The following is a 20,645-nucleotide window of genomic DNA, read 5'->3' on the forward strand; positions in this document are numbered from 1 at the left end:
CACCGCCACCGACAACCACTGACGAACCACCGAGGCCGCACAGTGGCTCACGATTGAACCGTTCGAACTGGTCCCAAATTCAGCCGTTGCCGACACCCCGGGAGGCGGCTTCGGCGCCCGGCTGCCGGCGCAGGGGGCAACGCCCTCCCCTGGCCGGTCCGGGTGGGTTCACGGCCCGCCGGGTGCCGGGCATCGCGTGCACCTGGCGGGGTGCGGAGCGAGTAGGCTCCCGCCTTGGCAGAAGTGGGCGTGCATGCCGGTCTCCGTATGCACGTGCGCGCACGCGCGTGTGAGGGGTGCGGTGGAACGGACGTTCGGCTCCGAGTACGGCTCGGGCCTGGTGGATCTGACCGGCGTGTCGATGGGCGATCTGGATGACATGCCCGACACCGCCTTCACCGCTGCGCTGCGCAGGGTGATCGACGAGGTGCTGCACCCCACGGACGAGCCGACGGCCAAATTCCAGTCGTCGTTGTGATGCGCTGTCGGCTCCGTCCCGGCCGGGATGTCTGAGCCCTTCCGCCGTCGGGTATGAACGTCTGTGCGCGCGCCCTGGCAGGTGGGTGACACGGTGCCAGGTTCTGCGGACGGGTACCGGGGGGCGACTTGGACGAAGAGCCGTACTTTTTCCTCAGTTACGCCAGGCGGGATGACAGCGACGCCTTTGTCGGACGCTTCTACCGGGATCTGGTGGACGAACTGGAGCGTCTGGGCGCGGGTTCCGGGATGCAGCCCGCCTTCCGGGACGTGGAGCGGCTCGGACTCGGTTCCGACTGGGAGCGGGTGCTCGGCAGGGCGGTGGGGCGCTGCCGAGCCTTTGTCGCCCTGTACTCGTCCTCTTATATGCGCAGTCTCTACTGCGGCAAGGAGTGGACGGCGTTCCGGGACCGGCTCACGCAGTACCGGCAGGAGACCGACATCGATGTGCCCGCACTGGTGCCGGTCATGTGGGCGCCGCTGCGTGGTCCGCTGCCCGACGAGGTCGCACGGCTGCAGTACTCCGAGCCGAGGATGGGGGCCGAGTACGCCGAGTACGGTCTCCAGGCGCTCCTGCGTACCGATCCCACAGGCCACGGCTACCGCAAAGCGGTATCGGTCATAGCCGATCGTGTCAGGCACGTCGCGGAGCGCTTCAGGCTGCCGCACACCGAGGGACTCGACCTCGGCACGGTGCAGGGCTGTTTCCCCGTCCCGCAAGGGCAGCAACCCATGGAACGCGATCTGGGGCACGTGAGGATCTTCGTGGCCGCGGGTACCGCAGAACGGCTGCCGGAAGGCCGGCGCCACATCGAGTACTACGGGCGCACACCTCTTGAGTGGACGCCCTACCACCCGCCGGTTCGTCCCACGCTGGCCCACCGCGCCCAGCGAGTGATCATCGACGAGGGGTGCACAAGCAGTCTCGAGGCGATCGACGACGAACTCGGCCGCAAGCTCGAAGCGGCGATGAGCGAAAGCCAGACGAGCATCCTCCTGGTCGACGCCTGGGCTGCGGCAGCCGAGCCCTACCGTGCGGCACTTGCCGACTTCGACCGTCAGAACCATCCCGTCACCGGGGTGCTGGTGCCCTGCCACGACAGTGACGAGGAGTCTGCCGACGAAGCGCTCTGGACACGCCTGCGGCAGGTGTTCCGGCGGAACTGGATGCGGCGGAACGATCCGTACGACCCCCTCTTCCGGGTGCGGGTCGGCAAGGAGAACTTCGACGACCATCTGGCCGTGATGGTCGCCGTCGCCCAGAGCCGGTTGATGGAGAGCGCCGTGCCCAGATGGCTGCCCGAGGGGCCGGCCGCCTCGCGGCTGCCCGAGCTGACCGTGCCTGCACCGCAGACAGCGGCCGCCGGCCCCGAGGCGGCGGACACGTCCGTGCGCCGACCGTGGGAGGGGAATTGGGACGATGAGTACTGATGTCCCGGGCAACGGGAAGATCGTGACCTTCTACTCCTACAAGGGCGGCACCGGACGCACCATGGCCGTTGCCAATGTCGGCTGGATCCTGGCCAGCAACGGTCTCCGGGTCCTGATAGTCGACTGGGATCTCGAGGCTCCAGGACTGCACCGCTACTTCCACCCCGTGCTCGTCGATGCGGAACTGCGCTCGACCGAAGGCCTGATGAACATGGTTCAGGCCTATGTGAACGAGGTACTGAGCCCGAGCCGGGCCCAGGCTCCACGCACCGTGCCCGCCGCCGTCAGTGAGGGACGACTGCGTTCGCTCACCCGGCTCCGTCCCTACACGACCGGCCTCGAACTGAGCCTGTCCGGTCGGCTCGACTTCGTTCCCGCCGGGCGCCAGTCGGCCTCCTATTCCACGGCCGTCACCAGGTTCAACTGGCACCGCTTCTACGAGCAGTTGGGCGGAGGAGCGTTCTTGCACGCGCTGCGTGAGGAGATGGTCTCCACCTATGACTACGTGCTCATCGACAGCCGGACGGGCGTCAGCGACACATCCGGCATCTGCACCATCCTGATGCCGGACATCCTGGTCGGCTGCTTCACCTCCAGCGTGCAGAGCATCCGTGGCGGTGTCGACGTCGCCCTGTCGGTGACCCGTTCATCGCAGCGTGACATCCGTATCCTGCCCGTCCCGATGAGAGTGGAGGACGCCGAGAAGGAGCGCCTGGAGGCCGGCCGGGACTTCGCGCGTGAGGCTTTCGCCCCGTTCCTGCACTGGCTCACCGAAGCACAGCGCGAGCGCTACTGGGGCGAAGTGGAGATCCCTTACAAACCCTTCTATGCATACGAGGAAATACCTGCCACGGTCGCCGAGCGGCCGCTGCAGGAAGGATCTCTGCTCTCCGCGTTCGAACGGCTCACCGACTGGATCACCGAGGGCCGGGTACGTGCCCTGGTTCCTCTGCCCCCCGACGAGCGCCGTCGCCTGAACACCTCCTACCTGCGCACTCCGCGCACCGTGCCCGCGCGGATCTTCATCAGCTACGCGCCCGGCGACCGGATGTGGGCCGAATGGGCGGCGGGCACTTTGGAGGGGGTCGGCTACCGCGTCTCCCTGCACAGCATCACGGCGGTCACCGAAGCCGACGGGCCGCCCGAGGTGCTCGGCGCTCTGCAGGGCCAGGGGAGGTTGCTCGCGCTGCTGTCCCCTGCGTACACCGCGCAGCGGCGTGCCGCGGAGCTCCGGCTGCGGCTCGGCGACTGCGAGGAGGCCAGAGTCCCCCGGATGGTGGCCGTGTGCGTCCAGGAACTGGAGACCACCGCATCCACCTCCCTGTGGCACAACCTCGCCACCGACCTCAGCCGTTGTTCCAACGCCGCGGAGGCCAGAGCGCAGCTGCTGGCCGCGGTGCTTCTGCCGTCCCACGGCCAGGACAGCGAGGCCGGCCTGCGGTCGGCCGGAGGCCGACGTCCGGACTTTCCGGGAAGCACGCCCTCGGTACAGCGGGCGCCGTCCAGGAACCTGGCGTTCACCGGCCGCGCCGAACTCCTGGAGAGGCTGCGCAACCAGTTCACCGCCGGACCCACCGGTGCCGTTTCCAACCAGGTGCTGTACGGGCTGGGCGGCATGGGCAAGACCCAGATCGCCCTGGAGTACGTCCACCGCTTCAAGGCCGCCTACGACGTCGTGTGGTGGGTCGCGGCAGCGCAGCCGGAACTCATTCCTCCGGCCCTTGCCGACCTCGCGCCGTATCTGGGCCTTGAGGAGAGCGAGGATCTCAACACGACGGTCACCTCGGTGCTCCGTGCGCTGCGCCGCGGCGAGCCGTTCGCCCGCTGGCTGCTGGTGTACGACAACGCCGGGGGCCCCGAGGAGCTGACCGGCCTGATACCCGCCGGGCCGCCCAACGGTCATGTGCTGATCACCTCTCGCGACCGCGCCTGGGCGACGAGCGCCGGCCTGGTCGAGGTGGACGTGTTCACCCGTGACGAGAGCGTCGAGCTGATGCACCGATTCAATCCGGCGTTGTCCGAGGAGGACATCGGCCAGGTCGCCGACGAGCTGGGCGACCTCCCACTGGCCGTCGCCCAGGCCGCGATCTATCTGCACGAGAGCAACATGCCGGTCGCCCGCTACCTGGGACTTCTCCGGGACCGGCTGACCGAGGTGCTCGGCAGCACCCAGCTGCCCAGGCAGGACTACGACCACTCCGCGGTCGCGACGTGGCGGCTCGCGGTCGGCGAGCTGCGCCGCAAGAACCCTGCGGCGGCGGAGATGCTGGAGATCTGCTCCTTCTTCGGCCCGGACCCGATCCCCATGCGCCTCCTCTACAGCCGGTCGGTCACCCAGGCGCTCACCATCGCTCCCGGTGAACCCCGGGACGAACTGGCCACCGCCCAGATCCTTCGCCTGATCAACAGGTTCGGACTGGCGAAGAGCGACCAGGGCAGCGCCACCCTCACGGTGCACCGGCTGGTCCAGGCGGTCATCCGTGACCATGTCGTCGGCGAACGCTGGCAGCAGTGGCGCCGTGTCGTCCACACCGCGCTCGCCGAGGCCAGCCCCGGCGACCCGGATTCCCCCAGGAACTGGGACGGGTACGAGGAGCTGCTTCCCCACTTGTGGCCGTCCAAGGCAGCTGGCAACACCGATCCCGAAGTGCGCAAGTGGATCATCGACTCCGTCCGTTACCTCTGGAAACGCGGGTTGCTGAGCGCGGCTCGCACACTGGCCGAGCGCACCCTTGAGCGATGGAGCAGGGAGCCGTTCGAGGATCCGAGTGACACCCACACGCTTCTGCTCCGCATCCAGTTGGGCAACGCGCTGCGCTTCCAGGGTCAGCTGCGCGCGGCCTTCGACATCGACCAGGACACGCACGAGCGGTTCCGCGCCGCCAGGGGGGAGGACGACCCCCACACGCTCGCTGCCGCGACGAACGTCGGCTCCGACCTGCGGGCCCTCGGCCGCTACCGGGAGGCCCGTGCGCTCGATGCGGCGACTCTCGCAGCCGCACAGCAGAGTCTCGGCGAGGACCATCCCCGCACCCTGATGTACGACAACAACCTCGCTGTCTCCGAATATCTGGCCGGCGACCGCAGACAGGCCCTCGCACGCCACCGGAGAATCTACGACCAGGGGCGTGAGACACGCGGTGCGGACGACGTCTACAACCTCAGCAGCGCGGCCAACTACGCCCGGGACCTGCGGGAGACCGGGCACCTCAGCCAGGCCCTCGTGCTGCTTGAGCAGACGGTCCAGCTGTACCGGCAGACCCTGGGGGACGGCCACATGAGCACGCTGGACGCGCGGCGGAATCTCGCGGTCGCCCTGCGCCGGGCCGGCCGTTACACCGAAGCCCGCGAGATCGACCACGAGGTCCACAGCCGGTACATCGACCTGTTCGGCGCCGAGCACCCCGACACCCTCGCCGTCGCCTCGAACCTGGCCGGCGACCTCGCCGCGCTCGGCAAGGTAGAACAGGCCCTGGAGCTCGCGGAACGTGTGCAGCGCCGTTACGTGGACTACCTGGGCGACGCACACCCTGTCACGCTCGCCTGTGCCAACAACCTGTCCGTCCATCTGCGGCTGGCGGGACGGCTGGAGGCGGCCCGGGACATGTCGCGGCGGACGCTGGAACAGCTGTACGACGTGCTCGGTGCCGAGCACCCGTACACCCTGGCGTGCCTGATCAACCACGCGAACGATCTCGTGGCCGCCGGCGAGGTGGCAGGCGCCGCGGAACTGGAGGAACAGGCTCGGCAAAGGCTCCTCCAGCACCTCGGCCCCGACCACTACGACACCATCGCTGTCACGGTCAACCTGTCCCTCAGCCTGCGCGCGCTCGGGCGTACCGCGGAGGCCGACGAGTACCGGACGGAAGCCCTGAGACGGGCGCGGCTGACTCTCGGCGAGGAGCATCCCACCACTCGGGCCGTCATGTCGGGGGCCCGTCTGGACGCGGACATCGAGCCGCCCACCACCTGAGAAGGCCGCCGGTACGGGCCACTGACGGGCTGTAATATGCGGGCCCCTGCCTCCCGCACAGAGCGATCGGGATTCATGCGCCCCACCACCCCGCATCACACCGTCCCGCAGACACGCTCGCCTCTCACTGCTCCCGGCGCACCGGAGTTGCCGTTCCGTCAGTTCCTGCTGAAGATCCACAGCCGCTGCGACCTGGCCTGCGACTACTGCTACGTCTACGAGGCCGCCGACCAGAGCTGGCGCGACCGGCCCCGGATCATGACCGCGGAAACGGTCCGCAGGACCTCCGCCCTCATCGCGGACCACGCACGGGAGCACCGGCTGGACCGGGTGAGCGTCGTGCTGCACGGCGGCGAGCCGCTGCTGGTCGGGGCCGAGCGGCTGGACGAGATGCTGCGGCTGCTCGTCGACGGCCTGCACGGGACCACCGAGGTGGGGCTGACGGTGCAGACCAACGGAGTGAGGCTCGCGGAGGACCGGGCGCTGCTCCCCGTGCTGCACCGGTACGGCGTCCAGGTCGGCGTCAGCCTCGACGGCACCCCAGCCGTGCACGACCGGCACCGACGCCGCCGTAACGGGCGGGGAAGCCACGAGGCGACGGCCCGCGCGCTGCGGACGCTGGGCCGGACGGCCAACCGGGCGCTGTACGCGGGACTGCTGTGCGTGGTGGATCTGGCCGCCGATCCGGTGGAGACGTACGAGGCTCTGCTGGAGTTCGCACCGCCCCGGATGGACCTGCTGCTGCCGCACGGGACCTGGCTGAATCCGCCGCCGGGCCTCGCCCGGCGCACGGTCCCGCCGACCTCGTCCCCCGGACCCCGGCCGGACGAGCCCACGCCGTACGCCGACTGGCTGTGCGCCGTCTTCGACCGCTGGTACGACGCTCCGCGGCGCGAGACCGGCATCCGGATCTTCGACGAGATCATGACGGTTCTGCTCGGCGGAAGCACTCGCAGTGAGACGGTGGGCCTGGCACCGGTCGATCTCGTCGTGGTCGAGACGGACGGATCCATCGAGCAGGCGGACTCCTTGAAGGTCTCGTACCCGGGCGCCCCCGCGACCGGGCTGGATGTGTTCGGCAACACGTTCGCCGAAGCCGCCGCGCATGAGGCATTCCGTGTCCGGCAGCGAGGTCTCGCAGGTCTTGGACCGGTGTGCGCCGGGTGCGCGCGCGTCCAGGTCTGTGGCGGCGGTCTCTACGCCCACCGGTACAGCGCCACCGCGCACCCCACCCGCTTCGCCTCTCCGTCGGTCTACTGCAGGGATCTCGCCGCCCTCGTCGACCACATCCGCGAACGTGTGACCCGCGACGTGACCCTCGTGCTGGGCCGCCGTACGGGCGGAGGCTCGCGGTGAGCGGCCGGCTGCTCAAGCGGCACGTCGTCGACCCGCCGACCTTTCACGCGGTCGCCCGGGCGCGCGGCGGGGCGGCGGCGGTGAAGCTGCTGCAGGCGGGGCAGCTCAGCAAGCGGATGCTGCTGGTTGCCGCGTTGCACCAGGTGACTGCCGAACACGGGCATGGCATCGAGGCTCCCTACCAGCGCCTGGTGCGGATGAACCGGCAGGACCCGCGACGCTGGCGAGCCGTCATGCTCCACCCCTACCTCGACGAGGGGGCGGCACGGACGATAGCGGCAATGAGGGCGGGGGAGGTCGCCGACACGGAGTGGTTCCACCGTCTGGTCCACGATGCTGAGGCGGCGGGCGCCACATGGGGCGCTGCGCCGCTGCTGCAGGCCGAGTGCGACGGCCGGGTCTGGGAAGTACGGCTGGCCGACAGAGGGCCGTTCAGGGAGGTCCACGGCCGGTTGTGCGCGGAGCCGCTGGCGGACGAGGAGGTGCAGCGCTGGGCGACGACGCTGCAAGGCGCATGGGAGGTGCTGGTTCGGCGGCATCCCTGGCATGCCGACGCCGTGGCTGCCTGCCTGACCGCGCTGGTGCCCTTGCGGCCGGCTCCGGACGGCACCGCCGTGAGTTCCGCCGCCCGCCGGGCCTTCGGTGCGGTCGCGGCCTCCCGGCCGGCCGATCCGGTGCTGCTGGCCCTGACGCTGGTTCACGAGTTCCTGCATGTCCAGCTCGGGGCTCTGCTGGACCTGGTGCCCCTTCACGGCCCGCCCACAGGCGCCGTCTACCGCGCCCCCTGGCGGACGGATCCGCGCCCTGCGGGCGCCCTGTTGCAGGGTACTTACGCCCACCTCGGTGTCACGGACTTCTGGCGGACGGAAGCCGACGCGGGCACGGGGGGCGAGCGGGCACGACACGAGTACGAGACCTGGGGCCGTCACTCACTGGCCGCCACCCGTGCCTTGCTGGACAGCGGGGAACTGCTGCCCGCGGGGACGGTGTTCGTGACCGGGATCCGGGAGGCGCTGCTTGAGCACACCGGGTGAGTCTCCGGCAGCGAAGATCCATACGCTGCGCAGGAAGACCGCGAAGGGGCGGCCCACTGGGACCGCCCCTTCGTCTACCTGCGGTAGCGGAGGGATTTGAACCCTCGGTGACTTGCGCCACACTCGCTTTCGAGGCGAGCTCCTTCGGCCGCTCGGACACGCTACCGAGGGAGACCTTACAGCACGGGGGGCCGTGCTCTGAAATCGGTATTCGGGGGCCGGGGGAGGCCCGTCGGGTGTGTCGGCGGGTGTGTCGGCGGGCGTGTCAGCGGGTGCGGAAGAAGTCCGTGAGGAGACGGGCGGATTCGTCCGCGAGGACGCCCTCGACGACTTCGGGGCGGTGGTTCAGGCGCCGGTCGCGGACGACGTCCCAGAGGGACCCGGCGGCGCCGGCCTTCTCGTCGCGGGCGCCGTAGACGACCCGGTCCACCCGGGACTGGACCAGGGCGCCGGCGCACATCGTGCAGGGTTCCAGCGTGACGACCAGGGTGCAGCCGGTGAGCCGCCACTCCCCCAGCGCCGCGGCGGCCCGGCGCAGGGCCAGGACCTCGGCGTGCGCGGTGGGGTCGCCGGTGGCCTCGCGTTCGTTGTGCCCGGCCGCGAGGACCGTCGTACCGTCCGGGGACAGTACGACGGCGCCGACGGGGACGTCCCCGCCCCGTACGGCCCGGCCGGCCTCGTCCAGGGCGAGCCGCATAGCGGCCCGCCAGCGGTCGCGTACCGGGTCCGGGGACCCGGGGGCCTCGTGGAGGGTCAGCGGACGGTCTCCAGGACGTCGGAGGCGCCCAGGGCCTCGGCGATCTCGCCGAGCGCGTCCTCGTCCAGGGTCAGCAGCTCCTTCGCGCTCACGCCCAGGTCGTCCAGGATCGCGGCGTCGCCGACCGGGCCGGCCGGCACGGCGGAACCGTCCGCGTCGTCGTCCTCCTCGGCGTCCGGTTCACCGTCCTCGGTGCCGTCGAGGTCGAGGGCGTCCAGGTCGTCGGCGTCGTCCTTGGGCTCCCTTCCGAGCAGTTCGTCGGTGAGCAGGAGCTCGCCGTACGAGCTGCGGGCGGCGGCGGCTGCGTTGGAGACGAAGACCCGGGGGTCCTCCTCCCCGTCGACGCGCACGACGCCGAACCACGCGTCTTCCTGCTCGATGAAGACGAGCACCGTGTCGTCGGCCTCGGAGGCCGATTCCCGGGCCAGGTCGGCCAGGTCCGACAGGGTCTCCACATCGTCGAGCTCTGTGTCGCTCGCTTCCCACCCGTCTTCGGTGCGCGCGAGCAGTGCGGCGAAGTACACCGTGACTCTCCCACTGGTCTTAGGCGTGCCGGTTGGGGGTCCCCCCGGCGGAGGTTCTGGGCGGGGAGAGCTGTGCTCCGAGCCCCGCCCACTCGGAATCGTGGCAGAAACAAGGCGTTCAGGGGACGTCTTCGGCTCCCTGTGTCTGGCAGTTTTGATCGCACGTATGCAAAGAGCCATCCATGCGTCCGTCAACGCAGTCACCAGCGCACTCGTTGCCGCCACCTGCGGATCGTACGCGGGTTTTCCCGCGGCCCACGCACGGCCTTCCCCATGACGGACCGCAACGCGCCACAAGGAGTGGATCTTTGCCGAAGGATCGGCTTTACGACTCTTGCCGAGTCTTGCCAACTCTTGGCGGGTCCTTCGGACTCCTGTGGGCTCCTGCCGGTCTTGTGGGCTCCTGCCGGTTCCTACCAGCGGAACGTCCGCATGCGCATCGCGTGCCGCAGCCGGGCCGTCTTGGCGCGGCGGGGCTGGACCCGGTCGCGCAGCGCCCGCGCCTCGGCGAGCTCGCGCAGGAACCGGGCCCGGCGGCGCCGCCGCTCGGCCTCCGTCTCACCCTCGGGCGCGCCGTACGGACGGTCCGGCCGCTCGGGCGGCTCGGGACGCTCGGGCACGGTCACATCACCCCCAGTCCGACACCTCCACTTTCCCCCGGATGGGGGGTTTGATGCCAGCATCGGGCTGCGTGGGTCTGCGCGAGGTGTGCGGGGGCGCGGTTACTGTTGTGGACATGCGTCTCCACGTCGTCGACCACCCCCTGGTCGCTCACAAGCTCACCACGCTGCGCGACCAGCGCACCGACTCCGCGACGTTCCGGCGGCTCGCCGACGAACTGGTCACCCTGCTCGCCTACGAGGCGACGCGGGACGTGCGGACCGAGGCCGTTGACATCCAGACCCCGGTGGCCGCCACGACCGGCGTCAAGCTCGCCCGGCCGCGCCCGCTGGTGGTGCCGATCCTGCGGGCCGGGCTCGGCATGCTGGACGGCATGGTCCGGCTGCTGCCGACCGCCGAGGTGGGCTTCCTGGGCATGATCCGCAACGAGGAGACGCTGCAGGCGTCCACGTACGCCTCGCGGATGCCGGAGGACCTCTCCGGGCGCCAGGTGTACGTCCTGGACCCGATGCTGGCCACGGGCGGCACGCTGGTCGCGGCGATCCGCGAGCTCATCAGGCGCGGCGCCGACGACGTGACGGCGGTCGTCCTGCTGGCCGCGCCCGAGGGTGTCGAGCTCATGGAGCGGGAGCTGGCGGGGACGCCGGTCACGGTCGTGACGGCGGCGGTGGACGACCACCTCAACGAGCACGGGTACATCGTGCCGGGGCTCGGGGACGCGGGGGACCGGCTCTACGGGGCGGCCGAGTAGCGGGGCGGTCGTCTGGGCGCCGTTGGGGTGTGGGTGTGGCGGCGGGTGCGGGTGCGTTGTGGCCCGTCGCGCAGTTCCTCCCCCAGCCTTCGGCCGGGGGTACCCCCAGCGCCCCTTTGGGGCGCCGTTCGGCCCCGTTTCTTCGAGTGCTGCGACGGTGATCAGCCGCGACGCCTGAGCCGGCGGGGCGGTCGCCTGGGCGCCGTTGGGGTGCGGGTGTGGCGGCGGGTGCGGGTGCGTTGTGGCTTGTCGCGCAGTTCCCCGCGCCCCTTTGGGGCGCCGTTCAGTTCTGTCTCCTCGACCGTCGCGGCGGTCGAGGTCGGCCGTCGCCTGTTGTCAGCAGCTCTTCTTCGATGTCGATGCCGTCGGCGTGGGGGCGGACAGGGCTGTGATGGCCTTGGTGGCTGTTGCCTGGGGGGTGAGGGTTTTGAAGGCGTTGCCGATGATCAGGTCGACGGCGGTGCCCTTGCGGCCCGCCTCCGTGCGCTGGTCGGCGGCCGTCACCTGGGTGGCGAGGACCAGGAGCGAGGTCTTCAGGGCGGTGGCCGGGCCGAGCAGTATCGCCGTGCCCTTGACCTTCTGGTCGAACTTCGCCGGTGCGTTGCCGACGTCGCCGATCTTGAAGCCGCGCTTCTTCAGTTCGTCCGCGGTGTCCTTGGCCAGGCCCGTGCGGGTCGTGGCGTTGTAGACGTTCACCGTGATCTGGGCCGGCTTCGGCAGCACCGCGGCCGACGTACCGGCGGACGCCCCGGCCGCGGGGCTCGCGCTGGCGGCGGCCTGCTTGACGCAGTCTCCGGCCGAGCCGGCCGCCGAGGCCGTCCCGCCGCCGCCCGTGAAGACGTCGATGAGCTGCAGGGTGCCCCAGCCGGCCAGGCCGAGCGCGGTGACGGAGGCGACCACGGAGAGGACGAGCCGGGCACGCCGCCGGCGCGGGCGCATGCGAGGGTATTTGTCCCCTGTGATCCGGTACTGGCCGCCCATGCCGGGGGGAGTCAGCATGCTCATGAGCGCAGCGTAGTGCGCCGCGGGTGCGTTGACTAATAGATGATCATCCGACGGTGCCTGGTCCAACCCGAAAGGGGCAACCGGCGGCAAATGCCGGGTGGCGCGCGGGTGTCAGTCGAGTTCGAGCACGCGCGCGTGCAGCACCTGACGCTGCTGGAGGGCGGCGCGGACCGCGCGGTGCAGCCCGTCCTCCAGGTACAGGTCGCCCTGCCACTTCACGACGTGCGCGAAGAGGTCGCCGTAGAACGTCGAGTCCTCGGCGAGCAGGGTCTCCAGGTCGAGCTGCCCCTTGGTCGTCACGAGCTGATCGAGGCGGACCGGGCGCGGTGCGACGTCCGCCCACTGCCGGGTGCTCTCCCGGCCGTGGTCGGGGTACGGCCGGCCGTTTCCGATGCGCTTGAAGATCACACGGAAAGCCTACCGGTCCAGACGTTCCGGGCGCAGCCATGGCGACCGAGTGCGACGCTGGAAAAGACGCCGTAAAGGTCATCAAGTGGACTAAACGGGAACAGGGGGTCCGATGATGAGTGCCGGTGAGGCCGACGAAGAGCGTGTCGAGGACCCCGCGGGCGTCGGCGGTCCCGTGGTCGACGACATCGCCGCCGGGTACGCCTTCGCCGGTCAGGCGCTGGATCTCGGGGCCGTGCTCCGGGACGGCCGGTGCTTTCCCGGCGCACAGGTCCGCATCCCCCTCGCCGTGCTCAACCGCCACGGCCTGGTCGCCGGCGCCACCGGCACCGGCAAGACCAAGACGCTCCAGCTGATCGCCGAGCAGCTCTCGGCGCACGGCGTCCCGGTGTTCCTGGCGGACGTAAAAGGCGACCTGTCCGGTGTCGCGCGGCCCGGGCAGGCGAGCGACAGGGTCGAGGGGCGGGCGGCCGAGGTCGGCCAGCAGTGGACGGCGACCGGCTTCCCCGCCGAGTTCCTCGCGCTCGGCGGCCTGGGCCACGGCGTGCCTGTCCGCGCCACGGTCACCAGCTTCGGCCCGCTGCTGCTCGACAAGGTGCTCCAGCTCAACCGGACCCAGGAGCAGTCCCTCGGCCTGATCTTCCACTACGCCGACACCAAGGGCCTGGAGCTGATCGACCTCAAGGACCTCAGGGCGGTGGCCGCCTTCCTCACCTCCGCCGAGGGCAAGGCGGAACTGAAGGACATCGGAGGGCTTTCGACGGCCACGGCCGGGGTGATCCTGCGCTCGCTCACCGCCTTCGAGGCCCAGGGCATGGCGGACTTCTTCGGCGAACCGGAGTTCGACACGGCCGACCTGCTGCGCACGGCACCGGACGGCCGCGGCATCGTCTCGGTCCTCGAACTCCCCGCCGTCCAGGACAAGCCCCTCCTCTTCTCCACCTTCCTGATGTGGCTGCTCGCCGACCTCTTCCACGACCTCCCGGAGATCGGCGACACGGACCGGCCGAGGCTGGTCTTCTTCTTCGACGAGGCCCATCTGCTGTTCGACGGCGCCTCGAAGGCGTTCCTGGAGTCGATCACGCAGACCGTGCGCCTCATTCGCTCGAAAGGGGTCGGCGTCTTCTTCGTCACGCAGACCCCGAAGGACGTACCGTCCGACGTCCTCGGCCAGCTCGGCAACCGCGTCCAGCACGCGCTCAGGGCCTTCACCCCGGAGGACCAGAAGGCGCTGCGGGCCACCGTGCAGACCTTCCCGAAGTCGCCGTACGACCTTGAGGAAGTGCTCACCGGGCTCGGTACCGGCGAGGCCGTGGTGACCGTGCTCGGCGAGACGGGCGCCCCGACGCCGGTCGCGGCGACCCGGCTGCGGGCGCCCGAGTCGCTGATGGGGCCGCTGGACGCGGCCGAGCTGGACGCGGCGGTGCGCGGGTCCGCGCTCCACGGGCGTTATGCACAGGCTGTGGACCGGGAGTCGGCGTACGAGAAGCTGCAGCGGACGCCGGCCGGGCCGGAGGTCCCCGAGGCGGCCCGCAGGGAAGAACCCTCGCTGGTCGAACAGGTGGTCGGCAGCGGGATGTTCAGGTCCCTCGCCCGGTCGGTGGGCACGCAGCTCGGCCGTGAGATCACCCGGTCGCTGTTCGGCACGGCCCGCCGGCGGAGGTGAGCCGGGCGCCCGCACGGGTACGGACCACTCGGCTCAGCTCCGGCTCGGCTCCGCGGGATCAGCCGCGTTTCTGGTCCTGCGGCCGCGGCCTCGGCGGCTCGGCCGTCTTCGTCTCGGGCTTCGGCGTGCTGCGGACGGCTTCCGCGCGCAGCAGGGCGCGCAGGACCGCGTACGGGTCTGAGGACATGACTGTGTTCCTTGCGTAGGGCTGACTGACCTGGGGGAGTGCGGGACAGGCCGGTCGGTCAGCAGCGCAGGACCACGGTGCGCAGGAGGGGCGTGGCGTACGGCGGGCGCGGTGCCGTCGGGCAGGGACGGTGGCGGTCCGGCGGTCCGGCGGGTGCCGGGTCGGGGAGCGGCGCGGGGCGCTGGGGTACGTCGGCGCGGTGGACGGTGCGGGCGGGCGGCCGTAGCGGGATGTCGGGGACGTCGTGCTCGGCGGTCTCCGCCGAGACGGCCGGGGCGGCCGCGGCGAGCGCCTCGGCCGCCGTCGGGACGCCGGCCAGCAGCAGGACGAGCAGCAGTACGAGCGCCCGCGGCCAGGCGGGGCCTGACCGCGGGCGGCGTCCGGTCGGGGGACCGCTGCTCATGACGGTCATCTCCCCGCGAAGTGGGCGGTGTTCATCGTGCGGGGCGCGAGATCCGCTCGCTCGGCGTACCTGCGGGGCGCGAGGTTGACGAAGCGGACGGGGCGACGCCGCCGGGGACCGTGCCCGTCGGGCTTCCCGTGTCCGCGGGGTCCGCACCTGCGAGCCCCGCACCGCTCACGAAGCCCGCCCCCACGAAGCCCGCCCCCATGAGGCCGGCGCACGCGAGGTCCGCGTCCACGAGGCCCGCGCCGACCAGGCCGGCGTTCACAGGGCCTGTGGGATCTGCTTGGCGCGGCCGCGGATGCCGAACGCCGTGACGATCTCGACGATGCCGACGACGACCAGCCAGATACCGGCGACGAGGGTGAGTACCGCGACCGACTTGAACGGCGAGACGATCAGCACGACACCGGCGACGAACGTGACGATCCCGAGGAAGACCTGCCAGCCGCGCGCGGGCATCCGGGAGTCGGAGACGGCGGCCATGGTCTGGGTGATCCCGCGGATCAGCCAGCCGATCCCGATCCACAGGGCGAGCAGCAGGATCGACTCCAGGGGGCCGCGGAAGCAGAACAGGCCCAGCACGATCATCAGCGCGCCGCTGATGAAGGCCAGCACGCGCAGCGAGGTCGCCCGGTGCGTGCCGAAGGCGGCGATCAGCTGGAAGACACCGGCGATCAGCAGGTAGATGCCGAAGAGCACGCCGGCGGCGAGCAGCGAGGCGCCGGGCCACACGAGCACCAGGACGCCGAGGACCAGGGAGGCGATCCCGGTGAGCAGGACGATCTGCCAGGCGGCCTGGGAGAGCGCGTGCAGCGGTCCCTCGAAGGGCGGTTCGGGCTCGTGCCGGGCGGTGCCGGTGGCGTGCGCCTTCCGGTCGTCGTCGGCGGGGCCGGTGCTGGGGGGCTCGGTCATGGTTCCAGCTGAGACCGGGGGCGGCGGACGTGCCAGCAGGGAGAGGCTGATCGGATGACGCCCCGCGGGCCACGGCCGCCCTGCCCGCCCTGTGCTGCCACGCGGCGCCCGCGCCCTGCCCGCTACTCGGCGCTGCCCTTCGAGGCCTTCGCGGCCTTCGCCGCCGCCTTCATCTCCTGCTTGTGGGCCCGCACCTTCGCCAGCGACTCGGGCCCGGTGATGTCGGCCACCGACCGGTAGGCCGCCCTCTCGCCATACGCCCCGGCCGCCTCCCGCCACCCCGCCGGCGTCACCCCCAGCTGCTTCCCCAGCAGCGCCAGGAAGATCTGCGCCTTCTGCTTCCCGAACCCGGGCAGTTCCTGGAGCCGCCCGAGAAGCTCCGCCCCGCTGTCGACGTCACGCCAGATGCCCTCGGCGTCGCCGTCGTAGTGCTCGACGAGGTACTGGCACAGCTGCTGGATCCTCTTGGCCATGGAGCCGGGGTACCGGTGCACGGCCGGCTTCTCGGAGAGCAGCGCGGCGAACGCCTCCGGGTCCTGCGCGGCGATCTCGTGCGCGTCCAGGTCGTCCGTGCCCATGCGCCGGGCGATGGTCGCCGGCCCCTTGAACGCCCATTCCATCGGCACCTGCTGGTCGAGCAGCATGCCGGTGAGCGCGGCGAGCCTGCTGCGGCTGAGGAGTTCGTCGGCCTCGGGGTCCTGGGCGAGGTGCAGGGCGGGGGAGTCGGCGTTGGCATCCATGGCTCGATGATCCCGCGCGCGGACCGGCGCCGCGCGCCCGCGGCCGTCCGTCCACCCCCGACCTCCTCGGCCCTCGCACCCCTCACGTACGATTCCTCCGCGATTCAACTTAGGTAAGGCTAACCTCAGACAAGGGGGTCACAGGGTGACCATCGAGACGTACCGCGACGCCTGGGGCATCCCGCATCTGCGGGCGGCCGACGCCCTCGAACTCGCCCGCGCCCAGGGCCGGGTCACCGCCCGCGACCGCGCCTGGCAGCTGGAGGTGGAACGGCACCGCGCGCAGGGCACGTCGGCGTCCTTCCTCGGCGCCCCGGCCGTCGCCTGGGACGTGTTCGCCCGCCGGGCCCGCCTGGCGGACACGGCGAGACGCTGCTTCGAGGCGCTGGAGAGACGGGACCCGGAGACGGCCCGGTGGGTACGGGCGTACGTGGCCGGCGTCAACGAGGGCCTGCCGGCCGGCGCCGCCCGCACCCCGGAGTTCGCCCGCACCGCCCTGGCCCCGGGCACCTGGGAGCCGTGGCACCCCCTGGGGGTCTGGCTGGCCACCCACATCCTGTTCGCCGGCTTCCCGGCCAAGCTCTGGCGCGAGGAGGCGATACGGCACCTGGGCGAGGAGGCCGTCCCGCTCTTCGCCACCGACGGCCCCGGCACCGCGGGCAGCAACGGCTGGCTCCTCGCGGGCTCCCGCACCACCACCGGCCACGCCCTGCTCGCCGGCGACCCGCACCGCTTCATCGAGGCGCCCGGCGTCTACCAGCAGATCCGCCTCGCCTGCCCGGAGTTCGACGTCGTCGGCCTGGCGGTCCCGGGCGTCCCCGGCATCGCCCACTTCGCCCACACGGGCACGGTCGCCTGGTCCATCACCAACGCGATGGCCGACTACCAGGACCTCTACCGGGAGCGCCTGCGGCGCACGGAGACCGGCGTGGAGTCCCTCGCCCCGGACGGCACCTGGACCCCGGCCGCCCACCACACGGAGACGATCGAGGTCTCGGGCCACCCCCCGGTGCGGATCGAGGTGCTCGAAACACCCCGGGGGCCGGTCATCGCCGGGGGGCCGGAGAAGCAGGCAAGAACCGCGGAGCGCGATGGCGCCCCGGCGGCAGCCGCCGACGACGGCGTACCGGCCCCCACTGCCGGGCAACCCGCTTCCGCGCACGCGCCGGCAGCCGTCGACGGCGGTCGGCCCCCGCAGGGGCCACCCGCACCCGGCGACGAAACCCGCACGAGTGGTGCGGGTGGGAGGACATCCGCCGACGGCGAAGCCGAGGCGTTGGCGCTCCGCTACCCGCCCCGCGTCACGGAGGACCTCGGCTTCAGCGCCCTCCTCCCCCTCCTCCGCGCCCGCGACGTCGCCGACGTCGACCGTGCCTTCGACGCCTGGGCCGAGCCCGTCAACGTCGTCCACGCGGCCGACACCGCCGGAGGCACCCTGCACCGCGTCGCCGGCCGCGTCCCCGTCCGCTCCCGCACCAACCGCACCCGCCTCGCCCCCGCCTGGCTCCCCGGCCACGACTGGCAGGGCTGGCACGAGATGCCGTACGGCGGCCTCACCGACGGCGTCGCCGTGATGGCGAACCAGCGCGGCCCGGCCGCCCCCCTCGGCGTCGAGTTCGCCCCGCCGCACCGCGCCGACCGGATCCGCGCCCTCCTCGACGAGCGCCGCACCTGGTCCGCCGCCGGCCTGGCCGCGATCCACACCGACACCCACCTCGCCTCCGCCGCCCCCCTCCTCGACCACCTGGCCGCCCTGGACGACCTCACCCCCGAGGCCGGTGAACTCCGCGACCGTCTCCTCGCCTGGGACCGCCGGATGGACGCCGGCAGCACCGACGCCGCCGCCTACGCGGCCGTACGCTCCGCCGTCGTACGGCACGTCGCCGCCCACCCCGCCTTCGCCGCGCTCGCCGAACCCCCGGCCCACCCCGAGGTCCTGCTCCCCTGGCTGGCCCTCACCCCCCGTGTCGCCTTCGCCCTGGAACACCTGCTGAGGGCGGAGGAGCTGTACGGCGTCGACCGGCCCGCCGCCGTACGCGCGGCCGTGGAGGAGGTCGCGGCCGACCCGCCCGCCGGCACCTGGGGCGACACCCACCGCCTGGCCCCCTGGCAGGCGCTGCCCGACCCGTCGTCGTACGACGGACCGGCGCTGTCCGGCGACCACGACTGCGTGCTGTGCACCTCCGCCGTCCCCGGCCTCACCGACCGCTCCGCGCGCGGTCCGGCCGCCCGCTACGTCTGGGACCTGGCCCGTCGCGAGGACAGCCGCTGGGTGGTCCCGTTCGGCGCGGACGGCGTCCCCGGCGCACCCCACCAAACCGACCAACTCCCCTTGTGGCTCAGGGGAGAGCTGGCCCCGGTCGTCACCGACTGGGCCCGGCTGGAACGCGCGGACCCCGCAGATCTCTCAGATCTCTCAGACCTCGCAGATCTCTCAGATCTCTCAGACCTCTCAGACCTCTCAGACCTCACGGAGAACACCGATGCCTGAGCGCCTTGAGCACGACCCCGTCTTCGAACACTCCGTCCCCGGCTTCGGCACCGTCCGGCTCCGTCCCCTCGACCCCGAGCGCGACGCGGCCGTCGTCCACGCCTGGGCCGGTGCGGAACGCGCCGTGTTCTGGGGCATGACCGGCCTCACCCGCGCCCAGGTCGCCGAGATCTACGCGCACATGGCGACCCTCGACACCCACCACGCCTACCTCGCCGAGAAGGACGGCTCCCCGGTCGGGCTCCTCCAGACGTACGAGCCGGAGGCCGACCGGGTGAGCGAGTGCTACGAGGTCCGCCCCGGCGACATCGGCGTCCACGTGCTGCTCGCCCCGGCCGGACCCGACGGCCCCCGGCCCGGCTGGACGGAGGCGCTGCTGACCGCCTTCACGGCGTACGTCCTGCTCGCGCTCGACCGCCACCGCATCGTCGTGGACCCCGACGTCCGCAACGAGAAGGCGATCGCCCGCTTCCGGCGCCAGGGTTTCGAGCTCGGCCCGGCCGTCGTCCTGCCCGAGGTCGACATCCCCGACGTCCACCTGCCCGAAAAGCGCGCTCAACTGGCTTTTCTCCCCCGGACGGTAGCCTTCCCGGATGTCCCGGACACTGACTTCCGCTGACCTCATCGCCCACTACGGCCTGGAGCCGATCCCCCGCGAGGGCGGCCTGTTCCGCGAGACCTGGGCGGGTCCCGCACGCGCCGACGGCCGCCCCGAGGGCACCGCGATCGTCGGCCTCGTCACCGCCGACGACTACTCGGCCCTGCACCGCCTGCCCACCGACGAGATCTGGCACTTCTACCTGGGCGACCCGCTGGAGTTCCTGCTCCTCGCCCCCGACGGCACCACCCGCACGCCCGTCCTCGGCCCCGACCTCCTGGGCGGCCAGCACATCCAGCTGACCGTCCCGGCCGGCACCTGGATGGGCGCCCGCGTGGTGCCGCCGGGCGCCTGGACCCTCTTCGGCTGCACCCTGGCCCCCGGATTCACCTTCGAGGGGTACGAACACGGGAACGCGGCCCACCTCACGGCGCGTTACCCGTCCGAAGCCGCCCGCATCACGGAACTCTGCCGGCCATGACGACCCACCTGCTGGACGGACAGACCGCCCTGGTCACGGGCGCGAGCGGCGGTATCGGCCGGGCCATCGCCCGGCGCCTGGCGGAGGAGGGCGCGGCGGTGGCCCTGCACTGCCGCACGGCGGTCCGGGCGGCGCACGAAGCCGCCGCGGGCATCGCGGCCCTCGGCGGCAGGGCGACAGTCGTACAGGGCGACCTGAGCGACGAGGAGAGCTGCCACCGCGTCGTCCGCGAGGCCGCGGAGTGGGGCGGCGGACGGCTGACGGCGCTGGTCAACAACGCGGCCGTACAGCCCGTACAGCCCCTGCCCGGCATGACCGCGGCCGACTGGCGCGCGGTCGTCGACACCGACCTCATCAGCGTCTTCGCCTGCACCCAGGCCGCCGCGGAGATCATGCGGGCCCAGTCCGGCGGCGGCACGGTCACCCACATCGCCTCCATCGAGGCGGCCCGGCCCGCCCCCGGTCACGCCCACTACAGCGCGGCGAAGGCGGCGGTGGTCATGCACGCGCGGGCGGCGGCCCTGGAGTACGGCCGCTCCGGCATCCGCGTCAACTCCGTCTCCCCGGGCCTGATCGACCGGGAGGGCCTGGCGGCGGACTGGCCGGAGGGCGTGCGGAGATGGCAGGAGGCGGTGCCCACGGGCCGGCTGGGCAGCGCGGACGACGTGGCGAACGCCGTCGTCTTCCTCATGTCGCCGCTCGCGTCCTGGATCAGCGGCCACGACCTGGTGGTGGACGGCGGGGTGTCGGCACGCCCGACGTGGTAGCGCCCCGTGGCGGCGCAGTTCCCACCCACCGCGGACAGAATGAGCACCACAGCCTCCCCG

20 protein-coding genes and 1 tRNA gene are annotated in these 20,645 nt (G+C 71.9%); 11 read left to right on the forward strand and 10 right to left on the reverse strand.

All coding sequences use genetic code 11. The annotated features are described in order from the left end of the window. Window positions 1–301: 301 nt before the first annotated feature. The 5 genes from fxsA (at window position 302) to ACFZB3_RS45130 (ending at window position 8,271) form a co-directional block, all read left to right on the forward strand. A complete protein-coding gene (fxsA, locus tag ACFZB3_RS45110) occupies window positions 302–478 on the forward strand; it encodes an FxSxx-COOH cyclophane-containing RiPP peptide (protein WP_391388634.1) in 177 nt (58 codons plus the stop codon). Between the two features lie 128 nt (window positions 479–606). Further along, window positions 607–1,908 carry a TIR-like protein FxsC gene (locus tag ACFZB3_RS45115; protein WP_391388637.1) on the forward strand — a complete coding sequence of 434 codons (1,302 nt, stop codon included), beginning with the start codon at window positions 607–609 and terminating at the stop codon, window positions 1,906–1,908. After that, window positions 1,898–5,881 carry an FxSxx-COOH system tetratricopeptide repeat protein gene (fxsT, locus tag ACFZB3_RS45120; RefSeq protein WP_391388640.1) on the forward strand — a complete coding sequence of 1,328 codons (3,984 nt, stop codon included), beginning with the start codon at window positions 1,898–1,900 and terminating at the stop codon, window positions 5,879–5,881. The genes ACFZB3_RS45115 and fxsT overlap by 11 nt, the downstream gene beginning before the upstream one ends. A 75-nt stretch (window positions 5,882–5,956) precedes the next feature. Further along, a complete protein-coding gene (locus ACFZB3_RS45125; RefSeq protein ID WP_391388643.1) occupies window positions 5,957–7,237 on the forward strand; it encodes an FxsB family cyclophane-forming radical SAM/SPASM peptide maturase in 1,281 nt (426 codons plus the stop codon). Beyond that, entirely contained in the window at window positions 7,234–8,271 is a 1,038-nt protein-coding gene (locus ACFZB3_RS45130) for an aKG-HExxH-type peptide beta-hydroxylase (protein WP_391388646.1), read from the forward strand. Before ACFZB3_RS45125 ends, ACFZB3_RS45130 begins: the two co-directional genes overlap by 4 nt. Window positions 8,272–8,352: 81 nt before the next feature. On the opposite strand, the gene ACFZB3_RS45135 is transcribed toward ACFZB3_RS45130, so the two are convergent. The 4 genes from ACFZB3_RS45135 to ACFZB3_RS45150 all read right to left on the reverse strand — a co-directional run bounded on the left by ACFZB3_RS45135 (window position 8,353) and on the right by ACFZB3_RS45150 (window position 10,172). Beyond that, window positions 8,353–8,437: transfer RNA gene (locus ACFZB3_RS45135), tRNA-Ser, on the reverse strand. 99 nt (window positions 8,438–8,536) lie between these two features. Continuing rightward, window positions 8,537–8,968 (reverse strand): tRNA adenosine(34) deaminase TadA, encoded by a 432-nt coding sequence (tadA, locus tag ACFZB3_RS45140; RefSeq protein WP_294006499.1) that lies wholly within the window; start codon window positions 8,966–8,968, stop codon window positions 8,537–8,539. 56 nt (window positions 8,969–9,024) lie between these two features. Then, window positions 9,025–9,552, reverse strand: a complete 528-nt coding sequence (locus ACFZB3_RS45145; protein WP_093501063.1) for a hypothetical protein — start codon at window positions 9,550–9,552, stop codon at window positions 9,025–9,027. A 413-nt stretch (window positions 9,553–9,965) separates the two neighbouring features. Continuing rightward, the gene (locus ACFZB3_RS45150) at window positions 9,966–10,172 is read right to left on the reverse strand and encodes a hypothetical protein (protein WP_391388650.1); all 207 of its coding nucleotides are present in this window, start codon (window positions 10,170–10,172) and stop codon (window positions 9,966–9,968) included. Window positions 10,173–10,288: 116 nt separating this feature from the next. Here ACFZB3_RS45150 and upp point away from each other — a divergent pair, with 116 nt between their 5' ends. Beyond that, complete coding sequence (gene upp, locus ACFZB3_RS45155; RefSeq protein ID WP_189262743.1) at window positions 10,289–10,924, forward strand: uracil phosphoribosyltransferase; 636 nt, start codon at window positions 10,289–10,291, stop codon at window positions 10,922–10,924. A 336-nt stretch (window positions 10,925–11,260) separates the two neighbouring features. Here upp and ACFZB3_RS45160 read toward each other — a convergent pair whose 3' ends face one another. Both ACFZB3_RS45160 and ACFZB3_RS45165 read right to left on the reverse strand, forming a co-directional pair. Beyond that, on the reverse strand, window positions 11,261–11,929 hold the full coding sequence (locus ACFZB3_RS45160) for a LytR C-terminal domain-containing protein (protein WP_391388655.1): 669 nt from the start codon (window positions 11,927–11,929) through the stop codon (window positions 11,261–11,263). A gap of 111 nt (window positions 11,930–12,040) precedes the next feature. After that, entirely contained in the window at window positions 12,041–12,337 is a 297-nt protein-coding gene (locus ACFZB3_RS45165) for a type II toxin-antitoxin system VapB family antitoxin (RefSeq protein WP_003999914.1), read from the reverse strand. A gap of 115 nt (window positions 12,338–12,452) precedes the next feature. Between ACFZB3_RS45165 and ACFZB3_RS45170 the strand changes: the two genes are divergently transcribed. Beyond that, entirely contained in the window at window positions 12,453–14,003 is a 1,551-nt protein-coding gene (locus ACFZB3_RS45170) for a helicase HerA-like domain-containing protein (RefSeq protein ID WP_391388658.1), read from the forward strand. A 58-nt stretch (window positions 14,004–14,061) separates the two neighbouring features. Here the strand turns inward: ACFZB3_RS45170 and ACFZB3_RS45175 are convergent, their stop codons facing one another. From ACFZB3_RS45175 to ACFZB3_RS45190, 4 genes are all read right to left on the reverse strand, one after another. After that, a complete protein-coding gene (locus tag ACFZB3_RS45175; RefSeq protein ID WP_391388661.1) occupies window positions 14,062–14,190 on the reverse strand; it encodes a hypothetical protein in 129 nt (42 codons plus the stop codon). Window positions 14,191–14,248: 58 nt separating this feature from the next. After that, entirely contained in the window at window positions 14,249–14,593 is a 345-nt protein-coding gene (locus ACFZB3_RS45180) for a hypothetical protein (protein WP_391388663.1), read from the reverse strand. Between the two features lie 264 nt (window positions 14,594–14,857). Beyond that, entirely contained in the window at window positions 14,858–15,508 is a 651-nt protein-coding gene (locus tag ACFZB3_RS45185) for a DUF308 domain-containing protein (RefSeq protein WP_391388665.1), read from the reverse strand. Between the two features lie 122 nt (window positions 15,509–15,630). Then, window positions 15,631–16,248, reverse strand: coding sequence for an HhH-GPD-type base excision DNA repair protein (locus tag ACFZB3_RS45190; protein WP_391388667.1), 618 nt, complete (start codon window positions 16,246–16,248; stop codon window positions 15,631–15,633). A 145-nt stretch (window positions 16,249–16,393) separates the two neighbouring features. On the opposite strand from ACFZB3_RS45190, the gene ACFZB3_RS45195 reads away from it, so the two are divergent. The 4 genes from ACFZB3_RS45195 to ACFZB3_RS45210 are packed head-to-tail and all read left to right on the forward strand — an operon-like array spanning window position 16,394 to window position 20,585. Beyond that, entirely contained in the window at window positions 16,394–18,739 is a 2,346-nt protein-coding gene (locus ACFZB3_RS45195) for a penicillin acylase family protein (protein WP_391388670.1), read from the forward strand. Next, window positions 18,732–19,358: a GNAT family N-acetyltransferase gene (locus ACFZB3_RS45200; protein WP_391388673.1), complete on the forward strand. Its 627-nt coding sequence runs from the start codon at window positions 18,732–18,734 to the stop codon at window positions 19,356–19,358. The genes ACFZB3_RS45195 and ACFZB3_RS45200 overlap by 8 nt, the downstream gene beginning before the upstream one ends. Then, a complete protein-coding gene (locus ACFZB3_RS45205) occupies window positions 19,345–19,818 on the forward strand; it encodes a cupin domain-containing protein (protein ID WP_391388910.1) in 474 nt (157 codons plus the stop codon). Before ACFZB3_RS45200 ends, ACFZB3_RS45205 begins: the two co-directional genes overlap by 14 nt. Next, a complete protein-coding gene (locus ACFZB3_RS45210) occupies window positions 19,815–20,585 on the forward strand; it encodes an SDR family oxidoreductase (RefSeq protein WP_391388678.1) in 771 nt (256 codons plus the stop codon). Before ACFZB3_RS45205 ends, ACFZB3_RS45210 begins: the two co-directional genes overlap by 4 nt. Window positions 20,586–20,645 lie beyond the last annotated feature (60 nt).

It is taken from the genome of Streptomyces sp. NPDC008092, assembly GCF_042957285.1.
Taxonomy (GTDB): Bacteria; Actinomycetota; Actinomycetes; order Streptomycetales; family Streptomycetaceae; genus Streptomyces.